General features: G+C 56.1%; 11 protein-coding genes. 8 read left to right on the forward strand and 3 right to left on the reverse strand.

The window, feature by feature from the left end; translation table 11 throughout:
* Nucleotides 1-90 precede the first annotated feature (90 nt).
* The 8 genes from rbfA to mtr all read left to right on the forward strand — a co-directional run bounded on the left by rbfA (nt 91) and on the right by mtr (nt 8706).
* A complete protein-coding gene (gene rbfA, locus IM284_RS00720; RefSeq protein WP_041907887.1) occupies nt 91-495 on the forward strand; it encodes a 30S ribosome-binding factor RbfA in 405 nt (134 codons plus the stop codon).
* Nucleotides 495-1445 carry a tRNA pseudouridine(55) synthase TruB gene (gene truB / locus IM284_RS00725; protein ID WP_045260076.1) on the forward strand — a complete coding sequence of 317 codons (951 nt, stop codon included), beginning with the start codon at nt 495-497 and terminating at the stop codon, nt 1443-1445. The genes rbfA and truB overlap by 1 nt, the downstream gene beginning before the upstream one ends.
* A gap of 154 nt (nt 1446-1599) precedes the next feature.
* Nucleotides 1600-1869 carry a 30S ribosomal protein S15 gene (gene rpsO, locus IM284_RS00730; protein WP_003861789.1) on the forward strand — a complete coding sequence of 90 codons (270 nt, stop codon included), beginning with the start codon at nt 1600-1602 and terminating at the stop codon, nt 1867-1869.
* A gap of 242 nt (nt 1870-2111) precedes the next feature.
* The gene (gene pnp / locus IM284_RS00735) at nt 2112-4250 is read left to right on the forward strand and encodes a polyribonucleotide nucleotidyltransferase (protein ID WP_028014547.1); all 2139 of its coding nucleotides are present in this window, start codon (nt 2112-2114) and stop codon (nt 4248-4250) included.
* A 108-nt stretch (nt 4251-4358) separates the two neighbouring features.
* Nucleotides 4359-5243, forward strand: coding sequence for a lipoprotein NlpI (nlpI, locus tag IM284_RS00740; protein WP_028014546.1), 885 nt, complete (start codon nt 4359-4361; stop codon nt 5241-5243).
* Nucleotides 5244-5350: 107 nt separating this feature from the next.
* Complete coding sequence (yrbN, locus tag IM284_RS23695; protein WP_100122156.1) at nt 5351-5431, forward strand: protein YrbN; 81 nt, start codon at nt 5351-5353, stop codon at nt 5429-5431.
* The gene (locus tag IM284_RS00750) at nt 5424-7319 is read left to right on the forward strand and encodes a DEAD/DEAH family ATP-dependent RNA helicase (protein ID WP_041907893.1); all 1896 of its coding nucleotides are present in this window, start codon (nt 5424-5426) and stop codon (nt 7317-7319) included. The genes yrbN and IM284_RS00750 overlap by 8 nt, the downstream gene beginning before the upstream one ends.
* 142 nt (nt 7320-7461) lie before the next feature.
* The gene (gene mtr, locus IM284_RS00755) at nt 7462-8706 is read left to right on the forward strand and encodes a tryptophan permease (RefSeq protein ID WP_047367119.1); all 1245 of its coding nucleotides are present in this window, start codon (nt 7462-7464) and stop codon (nt 8704-8706) included.
* A gap of 84 nt (nt 8707-8790) precedes the next feature.
* Here the strand turns inward: mtr and IM284_RS00760 are convergent, their stop codons facing one another.
* The 3 genes from IM284_RS00760 to IM284_RS00770 all read right to left on the reverse strand — a co-directional run bounded on the left by IM284_RS00760 (nt 8791) and on the right by IM284_RS00770 (nt 11758).
* Nucleotides 8791-9798 (reverse strand): luciferase-like monooxygenase, encoded by a 1008-nt coding sequence (locus IM284_RS00760; protein WP_193055696.1) that lies wholly within the window; start codon nt 9796-9798, stop codon nt 8791-8793.
* A gap of 78 nt (nt 9799-9876) precedes the next feature.
* Nucleotides 9877-10755: a U32 family peptidase gene (locus IM284_RS00765; protein ID WP_047367058.1), complete on the reverse strand. Its 879-nt coding sequence runs from the start codon at nt 10753-10755 to the stop codon at nt 9877-9879.
* A 7-nt stretch (nt 10756-10762) separates the two neighbouring features.
* Entirely contained in the window at nt 10763-11758 is a 996-nt protein-coding gene (locus tag IM284_RS00770) for a peptidase U32 family protein (protein ID WP_014885366.1), read from the reverse strand.
* Nucleotides 11759-11841 lie beyond the last annotated feature (83 nt).

The following is an 11841-nucleotide window of genomic DNA, read 5'->3' on the forward strand; positions in this document are numbered from 1 at the left end:
AAGTCCATATGTAGGCCGGGATCGCCTCGTGCCACCCGGCAATAATTTTAAAAGGGGCTTTTAGCCCCTTTTTTGTCTGGAGAATTTATTATGGCGAAAGAATTTGGTCGCCCACAGCGCGTGGCGCAGGAGATGCAGAAAGAGATCGCACTCATCCTGCAACGCGAAATCAAAGATCCGCGTATCGGTATGATGACCACCGTCTCTGGCGTGGAAATGTCTCGTGACCTGGCCTATGCCAAAGTGTTCGTGACCTTCCTGAACGATCAGGACGAAGCGGCGGTTAAAAACGGCATTAAAGCACTGCAGGAAGCCTCTGGTTTCATCCGCTCTCTGCTCGGCAAAGCGATGCGCCTGCGTATTGTTCCCGAGCTGACCTTCTTCTACGACAACTCGCTGGTCGAAGGTATGCGCATGTCCAACCTGGTGACCAGCGTGGTGAAACATGACGACGAACGTCGTGTTAACCCGACGGACGACAGCAAGGAGGACTGATGAGTCGTCCTCGTCGTCGCGGTCGCGACGTGCATGGCGTGCTGCTGCTGGATAAACCACAGGGTGCATCCAGCAACGACGTGCTGCAAAAAGTGAAGCGTATTTATAACGCTAACCGTGCGGGCCACACCGGCGCACTGGATCCGCTGGCGACCGGCATGCTGCCGATTTGCCTGGGTGAAGCAACAAAGTTTTCCCAGTACCTGCTCGATTCCGATAAACGCTACCGCGTTATCGCTAAACTGGGCCAGCGTACGGATACTTCCGACGCGGATGGTCAGGTGGTGGAAGAGCGCCCGGTGACCTTCAGCGCCGAACAGCTTGATGCGGCCCTGGAGAGCTTCCGCGGAGACACGATGCAGGTGCCGTCGATGTATTCGGCGCTGAAATATCAGGGCAAGAAGCTCTACGAATATGCGCGCCAGGGAATTGACGTCCCGCGCGAAGCGCGTCCGATAACCGTGTATGAGCTGCTGTTCATTCGCCACGAAGGTGACGAGCTGGAGCTGGAAGTCCACTGTTCGAAAGGGACCTATATTCGCACCATCATCGACGACCTGGGTGAAAAGCTGGGCTGCGGTGCGCATGTGATTTATCTGCGTCGTCTGGCGGTCAGTAAATATCCGGTGGAACGCATGGTGACGCTTGAGCAGCTGCGCGCGCTGGCTGAGCAGGCACAAGCGCAGGGAGTGGAACCAGCAGATTTGCTGGATCCACTGCTGATGCCAATGGACAGTCCGGCAGCGGACTTCCCGATCGTTAATCTTCCTTTAACATCGTCCGTTTACTTTAAGAACGGAAACCCGGTTCGTACGGCGGATGCGCCGCTGGATGGACTGGTACGCGTGACGGAAGGTGACGAAGGGAAATTCATCGGTATGGGCGAAATGGACGGTGAAGGGCGCGTTGCGCCGCGTCGTCTGGTCGTCGAATATCCGGTCGACGCGTGACGGTGATTACGCCTCACCTTGCGATAAGCAGGGGAGACGAGTAGAATATCGCCGCTTAACGCCCGGTAAATTGTTTAACAATCTGCGGGGCGTACATGGGGTCGCTGAATTAGAGATCGGCACCCTTACATTTTTTATACTTTGGAGTTTGAAAATGTCTCTAAGCGTTGAAGCTAAAGCTAAAATCGTTTCTGAGTTTGGTCGTGGTACTAACGACAGCGGTTCTACCGAAGTTCAGGTTGCACTGCTGACTGCACAGATTAACCACCTGCAGGGTCACTTTGCAGAGCACAAAAAAGATCACCACAGCCGTCGTGGTCTGCTGCGCATGGTTTCTCAGCGTCGTAAACTGCTCGACTACCTGAAGCGTAAAGATGTTGCACGCTACACCGCGCTGATCGAGCGTCTGGGTCTGCGTCGCTAAGTCTTGCGAGTTTCAGAAAAGGGGGCCTGATGGCCCCTTTTTTCAACCAGACGGCAGCAATTCAATGGAAACTATTGTATTGTTGCTATAAATGATCTTCATTGCAGAGGTTCGCGCGGCTAATGAGAGGCTTCACCCATGGGGGTGTCGGTTGTCATTAGTCGCGAGGATGCGAAGAAGGTCGGGTTAAATCGACAGCACGCCGGCGGTGTGCTGTCATACATTTAAGAAAGGATAGAATTTTGCTGAATCCGATCGTTCGTAAATTCCAGTATGGTCAACACACCGTCACGCTGGAAACCGGCATGATGGCACGCCAGGCGACTGCTGCCGTTATGGTAAGCATGGATGACACCGCGGTATTCGTGACCGTTGTGGGCCAGAAAAAAGCTAAACCAGGTCAGGACTTCTTCCCGCTGACCGTTAACTACCAGGAGCGTACCTACGCTGCCGGTAAAATCCCGGGTGGCTTCTTCCGTCGTGAAGGCCGTCCAAGCGAAGGCGAAACCCTGATCGCGCGTCTGATTGACCGCCCGGTTCGTCCGCTGTTCCCGGAAGGCTTCGTTAACGAAGTGCAGGTTATTGCGACCGTTGTTTCCGTTAACCCACAGGTTAACCCGGACATCGTTGCGATGATCGGTGCCTCCGCTGCCCTGTCACTGTCTGGTATTCCATTCAATGGCCCAATCGGTGCCGCGCGCGTCGGTTACATCAACGACCAGTACGTGCTGAACCCAACTCAGGAAGAGCTGAAAGAAAGTAAGCTGGACCTGGTTGTTGCCGGTACTGAAGCGGCTGTGCTGATGGTTGAATCCGAAGCTGAACTGCTGAGCGAAGACCAGATGCTGGGCGCTGTGGTGTTCGGTCACGAGCAGCAGCAGATTGTTATCCAGAACATCAACGACCTGGTGAAAGAAGCCGGTAAGCCACGTTGGGACTGGCAGCCAGAAGCAGCAAACGACGCGCTGAACGCACGCGTTGCCGCACTGGCAGAATCTCGTCTGAGCGACGCTTACCGCATCACCGACAAACAGGAGCGTTACGCTCAGGTTGACGCGATCAAATCTGAAGTAACCGCGACCCTGGTTGCCGAAGACGAAACGCTGGACGCTAACGAAATTGGCGAAATTCTGCACGCTATCGAGAAAAACGTTGTTCGTAGCCGCGTACTGGCAGGCGAGCCGCGTATCGATGGCCGTGAAAAAGACATGATTCGTGGTCTGGATGTACGCACTGGCGTACTGCCGCGTACTCACGGTTCTGCGCTGTTCACCCGTGGTGAAACGCAGGCGCTGGTTACCGCAACCCTGGGTACCGCACGTGACGCGCAGATCATCGATGAACTGATGGGCGAGCGTACTGACAACTTCCTGTTCCACTACAACTTCCCTCCGTACTCTGTGGGCGAAACCGGTATGGTTGGCTCACCGAAGCGTCGTGAAATTGGTCACGGTCGTCTGGCGAAGCGCGGCGTGCTGGCAGTGATGCCGGAAGCTGACAAATTCCCGTACACCGTTCGCGTGGTTTCTGAAATCACCGAATCCAACGGTTCTTCTTCCATGGCTTCCGTATGTGGTGCCTCTCTGGCGCTGATGGATGCGGGCGTGCCGATCAAAGCCGCCGTTGCGGGTATCGCAATGGGTCTGGTGAAAGAAGGCGACAACTTCGTTGTTCTGTCTGACATTCTGGGTGACGAAGACCACCTGGGCGATATGGACTTCAAAGTAGCGGGTTCCCGCGACGGTATCTCTGCCCTGCAGATGGATATCAAAATTGAAGGTATCACCAAAGAGATCATGCAGGTTGCTCTGAACCAGGCTAAAGGTGCGCGTCTGCACATCCTGGGCGTGATGGAACAGGCTATCAACGCGCCACGCGGTGATATCTCTGAATTCGCTCCGCGTATTCACACCATCAAGATCAATCCAGACAAGATCAAAGATGTTATCGGTAAGGGCGGTTCTGTTATCCGCGCGCTGACCGAAGAGACTGGCACCACCATCGAAATCGAAGATGACGGTACTGTGAAGATCGCAGCAACCGACGGCGAGAAAGCGAAATTCGCTATCCGTCGCATCGAAGAAATCACTGCTGAAATCGAAGTGGGCCGCGTCTACGCGGGTAAAGTGACCCGTATCGTTGACTTTGGTGCGTTCGTTGCCATCGGTGGCGGTAAAGAAGGTCTGGTTCACATCTCTCAGATCGCTGACAAGCGCGTTGAGAAAGTGACCGATTACCTGCAGATGGGTCAGGAAGTGCCGGTTAAGGTTCTGGAAGTTGACCGTCAGGGCCGTATCCGTCTGAGCATTAAAGAAGCAACCGAGCAGTCTCAACCTGCTGCGGCACCGGAAGCTCCGGCTGCTGAACAGCAAGGCGAGTAAGTTGCCATTTGCCCTCCGCTTTGCGGAGGGCCTGTTATCAGGCAGGACGCCTTGTTAAGCCGCCGGGGGACAGGACGTTCATCCAATAGTTGTCTTCGGGAGTGGGAAATGAAGCCTTTTTTGCGCTGGTGTTTCGTTGCGACAGCTTTAACGCTGGCAGGATGCAGCAACTCTGCCTGGCGTAAGAGCGAAGTCCTCGCAGTGCCATTGCAACCGACTTTGCAGCAGGAAGTGATTCTGGCACGCATGGAACAAATACTTGCCAGTCGGGCTTTAACCGATGACGAACGCGCACAGCTTTTATATGAGCGCGGAGTGTTGTATGATAGTCTCGGTCTGAGGGCATTAGCGCGAAATGATTTTTCACAAGCGCTGGCTATCCGACCTGATATGCCTGAAGTATTCAATTACTTAGGCATTTATTTAACGCAGGCAGGCAATTTTGATGCTGCCTATGAAGCGTTTGATTCTGTACTTGAGCTTGATCCAACTTACAACTACGCGCACTTGAATCGCGGTATCGCATTGTATTACGGCGGTCGTGATAAGTTAGCGCAAGATGATCTGCTGGCGTTTTATCAAGACGATCCTAATGATCCTTTCCGTAGCCTGTGGCTTTACATCGTTGAGCGGAAGCTCGATGAGAAGCAGGCAAAAGAAGCACTACAACAGCGCTTCGAGAAATCGGATAAGGAACAGTGGGGATGGAACATTGTCGAGTTCTACCTGGGCAACATTAGCGAAGCAACGCTGATGGAACGCCTCAAGGCGGACGCAACGGATAACACCTCGCTCGCTGAGCATCTCAGTGAAACCAACTTCTATTTAGGTAAGTACTACCTAAGTCTGGGGGATATGGACAGCGCTACGGCACTGTTCAAATTAGCGGTTGCTAACAACGTACATAACTTCGTTGAGCACCGTTATGCATTGTTGGAATTATCGCTCTTGGGCCAGGAGCAAGACGACCTGGCAGAATCGGACCAGCAATAGCTGACGACATAAACATCAGCCCGTAATCTTTTGATTGCCATCACCTTCACTGGTGAGGGCGTTGTTGTTCGTCAATACACCTACTTTGAGCCGGTTCACACTTTTCAATGAAAATTGCTAATCATTTTCACGATGAGCTAAGTAGACTGGCCGCCATTGACATTGAGGCACTCGTACTACATGGCTGAATTCGAAACCACTTTTGCAGATCTGGGCCTGAAGGCTCCTATCCTTGAAGCCCTTAACGATCTGGGTTACGAAAAACCATCTCCGATCCAGGCAGAATGTATCCCGCATCTGCTTTCTGGTCGTGACGTGCTGGGCATGGCCCAGACTGGTAGCGGTAAAACTGCAGCGTTCTCGCTGCCGCTGCTGAACAACATCGATCCGGACCTGCGTGCACCGCAGATCCTCGTCCTGGCTCCAACTCGTGAACTGGCTGTTCAGGTTGCTGAAGCAATGACGGAATTCTCTAAACATATGCGCGGCGTAAACGTGGTAGCCCTGTACGGCGGCCAGCGTTATGACGTGCAGTTACGCGCCCTGCGCCAGGGCCCACAGATTGTCGTCGGTACGCCGGGCCGTCTGCTGGATCACCTGAAGCGCGGTACTCTGGACCTCTCTAAACTGAGCGGCCTGGTACTGGATGAAGCAGATGAAATGCTGCGTATGGGCTTCATCGAAGACGTAGAAACCATCATGGCGCAGATCCCGGAAGGTCACCAGACCGCTCTGTTCTCTGCAACCATGCCAGAAGCGATCCGTCGCATTACCCGCCGCTTCATGAAAGAGCCGCAGGAAGTGCGCATTCAGTCCAGCGTGACCACTCGCCCGGACATCAGCCAGAGCTACTGGTCCGTGTACGGCATGCGCAAAAACGAAGCGCTGGTCCGTTTCCTGGAAGCGGAAGATTTTGATGCGGCGATTATCTTCGTGCGTACCAAAAATGCGACCCTGGAAGTGGCTGAAGCGCTGGAGCGTAACGGCTACAACAGCGCAGCGCTGAACGGCGACATGAACCAGGCCCTGCGTGAGCAGACGCTGGAGCGTCTGAAAGACGGTCGTCTGGATATCCTGATTGCAACCGACGTGGCAGCACGTGGTCTGGACGTTGAGCGTATCAGCCTGGTTGTAAACTACGACATTCCGATGGACTCCGAGTCTTACGTTCACCGTATCGGTCGTACCGGTCGTGCGGGTCGTGCTGGCCGTGCGCTGCTGTTCGTTGAGAACCGCGAGCGTCGTCTGCTGCGCAACATTGAACGCACCATGAAGCTGACCATTCCAGAAGCCGACCTGCCAAACGCAGATCTGCTGGGCAAACGCCGTCTGGAAAAATTCGCCGCGAAAGTACAGCAGCAGCTGGAAAGCAGCGATCTGGATCAGTACCGCGCGCTGCTGTCGCAGATCCAGCCTGTCGCTGAAGGCGAAGAGCTGGACATGGAAACTCTGGCTGCAGCACTGCTGAAAATGGCTCAGGGCGAACGTAGCCTGATCGTGCCACCAGATGCACCGATGCGTCCTAAGCGTGAGTTCCGTGACCGTGACGATCGTTTCGAACGTCGTGGCGACCGTAACGACCGTGGTCCACGCGGCGACCGTCCAGAGCGTGGTGGTGAAGACCGTCCACGTCGTGAACGTCGTGACGCAGGCGATATGGAACTGTATCGCATTGAAGTGGGCCGTGATGATGGTGTTGAAGTTCGTCACATCGTTGGCGCGATTGCTAACGAAGGCGACATCAGCAGCCGTTACATTGGTAACATCAAGCTGTTTGCATCCCACTCTACTATCGAACTGCCAAAAGGCATGCCGGGCGAAGTACTTCAGCACTTTACTCGCACCCGCATCCTGAACAAGCCGATGAACATGCAGCTGCTGGGCGATGCACAGCCACGTCCTGACCGCGGTGGCGAACGTCGTGGCGGTGGTCGCGGTTTCGGCGGCGAGCGTCGTGAAGGCGGTCGCAGTGAAGGTCGCGGTGGTGAAGGTCGTCGTTTCTCCGGCGAGCGCCGCGAAAGCCGTGGCCCACGTCGTGAAGAAGGCACCAGCCGTCGTCGTTTCGGTGACGCGTAAGCCTTTCGCTTCTGACGTAAAGTAAAATATACAGCCCCGATACACGCTATCGGGGCTTTTTTTATTCCCTTTGTACTCTTGTACTGGTACAGTGCATCGCACTAAAATGCAGAACCGCATGATTAACTGGAGAAAAGGCTGTATGGCGACACTAACCACCACCCAAACGTCACCTTCGCTGCTTGGCGGCGTGGTGATCATCGGCGGAACCATTATAGGTGCCGGGATGTTTTCCCTGCCCGTGGTCATGTCCGGTGCGTGGTTCTTCTGGTCGCTGGCCGCGCTGGTGTTCACCTGGTTCTGTATGCTGCATTCCGGCCTGATGATCCTTGAAGCGAACCTGAACTACCGCATTGGCTCCAGCTTCGACACCATCACCAAAGATCTGCTGGGCAAAGGCTGGAACCTGGTGAACGGCCTTTCCATCGCATTTGTGCTCTACATCCTGACCTACGCGTACATCTCAGCAAGCGGCTCGATTCTGCATCACACCTTTTCGGAGATGTCGCTGAACGTTCCGGCGCGTCTGGCCGGGCTTTGCTTTGCGCTGGGCGTGGCGTTTATCGTCTGGATGAGCACCAAAGCGGTGAGCCGCATGACGGCCATCGTGCTGGGCGCGAAGGTCATCACCTTCTTCCTGACCTTCGGCAGCCTGCTGGGGCACGTTACGCCCGCCACGCTGTTTAACGTTGCGGAAGTTAATACCTCCTACACGCCGTATCTGCTAATGACTCTGCCGTTCTGTCTGGCGTCGTTCGGCTACCACGGCAACGTGCCGAGCCTGATGAAGTACTACGGCAAAGATCCGCGCACGATTGTGAAGTGCCTGGTCTACGGCACGCTGCTGGCGCTTGGGCTGTATGTGATTTGGCTGCTGGGGACAATGGGCAACATCCCGCGCCCGGAGTTTATCGGCATTGCGCAAAAGGGCGGTAACATTGACGTGCTGGTGCAGGCGCTGAGCGGCGTGCTGAACAGCCGCAGCCTGGATCTGCTGCTGGTGATCTTCTCTAACTTCGCGGTGGCGAGCTCTTTCCTCGGCGTGACGCTGGGCCTGTTTGACTACCTGGCGGATCTGTTTGGCTTTGATGACTCCGCGATGGGGCGCTTCAAAACCGCGCTGCTGACCTTCCTGCCGCCGATTGTCGGCGGTCTGCTGTGGCCGAACGGTTTCCTGTACGCCATAGGCTATGCCGGACTGGCGGCAACCATCTGGGCGGCGATTGTGCCAGCGCTGCTGGCACGTAAATCACGTAAACGCTTCGGCAGCCCGAAATTCCGCGTCTGGGGCGGTAAACCGATGATTGCGCTGATCCTGGTATTTGGGGTGGGTAACGCACTGGTCCACGTGCTGTCGAGCTTTAACCTGTTGCCTGTGTACCAGTAAACACATTGCCCGGTGGCGCTACGCTCACCGGGCCTACAGGGACCGCGTAGGCCGGATAAGGCGAAGCCGCCATCCGGCAAAAAACTACCCCACCAATTCTTCTTTCACCTGCATCGCCAGGTCAAACGAATGTAAACGCGCCTGGTGATCGAAAATCTGGCCGTTGACCATAATTTCATCCGCCTGCGTTTCACGCAGCACTGCTTCCAGCCCGTGACGCACTTTTTCCTTATCACCCACCAGCGACATGCTCAACGCCTGCTGCACGCCATACTGCTCGGAGGCCGACCACAGCTGATGCATATTTTCCACTGGAGGCGGCAATTGGCCCGTCTCGCCGCGGCGCAGCTTCACAAACGCCTGCTGCATAGAGGTAAACAGGAATTCCGCGTCGCGATTGCTGTCAGCGGCAATGATGTTGATACACACCATCGCGTACGGCTTCTCCAGACGCTCGGACGGTTTGAAGTTCGTACGGTAGAGGTGCAGCGCCTGATGCAGCATATCCGGCGCGAAGTGGGAGGCGAACGCGAACGGCAGCCCCAGCTGCGCGGCGAGCTGCGCGCTATACAGGCTCGAGCCTAACAGCCACACCGGGATCTTCTCGCCATAGCCCGGCACCGGGCGCACGTGCGGGTTCGGATCTCGCGCATCGAACCAGTCCACCAGTTCCGCCACGTCGCGCGGGAAGTTATCGATATCGCCGCTCATATGGCGGCGCAGGGCGCGCATGGTCGGCTGGTCGCTGCCCGGCGCGCGGCCAAGCCCCAGGTCAATACGGCCCGGATAGAGGGTGTTCAGCGTCCCGAACTGCTCGGCTATCACCAGCGGGGCGTGGTTCGGCAGCATCACGCCACCGGAGCCAAGGTGCAAAGTGGTGGTATTCGCTGCCAGGTAGCCAATCAGCACCGATGTAGCGGCGCTGGCAATGCCGACCATGTTGTGATGTTCTGCCAGCCAGTAGCGGTGATAGCCACGCTTTTCGGCCAGCTGAGCCAGATCGAGAGAGTGCGTGAAGGCTTCTCTTGCCGAGGAGCCTTGTGGGATCGGCGCCAGATCCAGCACCGAAAACGGAATGGTTTTGTCAGTCATAACAGCTCACTTTGTCGACGGTCAATCTTTAATACTGCATTAAAAAATGATAACCGTTGTTAACAAAGTGAGCCTTTTTTAGGCCTGAAGTTCCAGCCCGGCCAGACGTTTCCAGTAACCGTTGCAGTCGCTGTTTGCCGTCAGCGGCAGCGGCGACGCGCCGTTTTCGTTGGCGCGGAAGGCGTCCAGCATCGCGAAAACGCGGGTATCCAGCGGCGACAGGCGCACCATGTCCACCAGTCCGTCCATCGACGCCAGCTCGTTGCCGAGGTTATAGACGTAACCGCTCATGGTTTGAATGCCGTTCAGGACAAACACCTGCTGGTTCTCCTGCGACAGCATGCTGCGCCCGTTCGGGTACTTGATGCAGCAGGTTTCACATTCATCTTTCGGGCGGTCTTCCGATCGCGCGGTGAAGCAGCGGGCAGAGTAGGCCAGCGGCAGATGACCGTAGCTCAGCACTTCCACTTCGAACTGATGGCGAATGCCCAGCTCGTCGCACTGATTCAGCAGGTTTGCCAGCCAGTCACGGGAGAGCTCCACCGGCATGCACCAGCGGGTCATTCCCTGTTTGAGCAGCAGGCGCAGGGTGACGGCGTTATAGCAGTTCAGCGCATGGCCTGCGACAAACGGCAGCCTGCGTTCGGCGCACATGTTCACCACGCCCAGGTCGCTCGCCTCCAGCAGAAACTCACCGTTTTCGACGTAGCGCTTCAGCTCGCCCAGTTCGGACGAAGCCTGAACCAGCGCGAGCGTTGACAGCACCACCTGCTTGCCGCTCCCGGCCAGGCTTTTCGCCATCTCCAGCCAGTCGCCCACTTTGGTGGCGCGGCGTTTGCTGCATACTGCTTCACCGAGGTAAATCACATCGGCGCTGCTGGTGGCGGCCTGTTGGTAAAAATCTTCCAGCGTCTCTTTTGGCCAGTAGTAGAGCACCGGCCCTAATGAATATTTCATGGTTATCTCACTGCCATTTACGGTGATACGCGCCCAGCGTGGTTTGCGTGCCTTCGGACATCGATCCGAGCGTCTCCATCCACGCCGCCTGTGGGGCGTAGTTCTGCGGGTCCGCCATGCAGCGGTCGATGGCCTGACGCCACACTTTCGCCACCTGGCTCACATAGGCCGGACTGCGCTGGCGACCTTCAATTTTCACCGAGGCAATATTGGCGGCCAGCAGCTCCGGCAGCAGCTCCAGCGTGTTAAGGCTGGTGGGCTCTTCCAGTGCGTGGTAGCGCTCGCCGTCGACCAGGTAGCGGCCTTTGCACAGCGTCGGATAACCCGCGTTTTCACCGTCCTGATAGCGGTCGATCAGAACTTCATTCAGACGCGACTCCAGCCCCTGTGGGGTCTGCTGCCAGCGGACGAAGCGGGCAGGGGAGCAGGCCCCGACGGTATTCGGCGATTCACCGGTTAAGTAAGAAGAAAGATAGCAACGGCCTTCGGCCATGATGCACAGACTACCAAAGGCAAAAACCTCCAGCGGCACTGGCGTGACGCGCGCGAGTTGCTTAACCTGATGAATAGAGAGCACGCGCGGCAGCACCACGCGAGCGACGTCAAAGTGTTGATGGTAAAAACGCACCGCCTCTTCGTTGGTGGCAGATGCCTGAACAGAGACGTGGCGCTCAATATGCGGATAGCGTTCTGCCGCATACTCAAGCATGGCGAGGTCGGCCAGGATTAACGCATCGGCGCCCAGCTGTGCTGCCATGTCCACCGCGCGCTGCCAGCGGGCGTAACCGTCAGGATGGGCAAACGTGTTGATGGCAATATGCAGCTTGCGGCGGTGCTGATGAACGAAGTTAACGGCTTCCTGAAGCTTTTTCTCCGTAAAGTTAAGGCCAGCAAAATGGCGGGCGTTGGTGTCATCCTTCAGCCCGATATAGACCGCATCGGCCCCATTCTCGATGGCCGCCTTAAGCGCCGGAAGGTTTCCGGCAGGGCAGAGCAGCTCCATAAATTATCCTGATGTAGTCGATAGCAAAATTGTTAACGAGCTGGGATTTTAATTAACCCATACGCGACAATTTTTGATTTAAG

It is taken from the genome of Enterobacter cloacae complex sp. P12RS, assembly GCF_014895875.1.
GTDB lineage: Bacteria > Pseudomonadota > Gammaproteobacteria > Enterobacterales > Enterobacteriaceae > Enterobacter > Enterobacter bugandensis.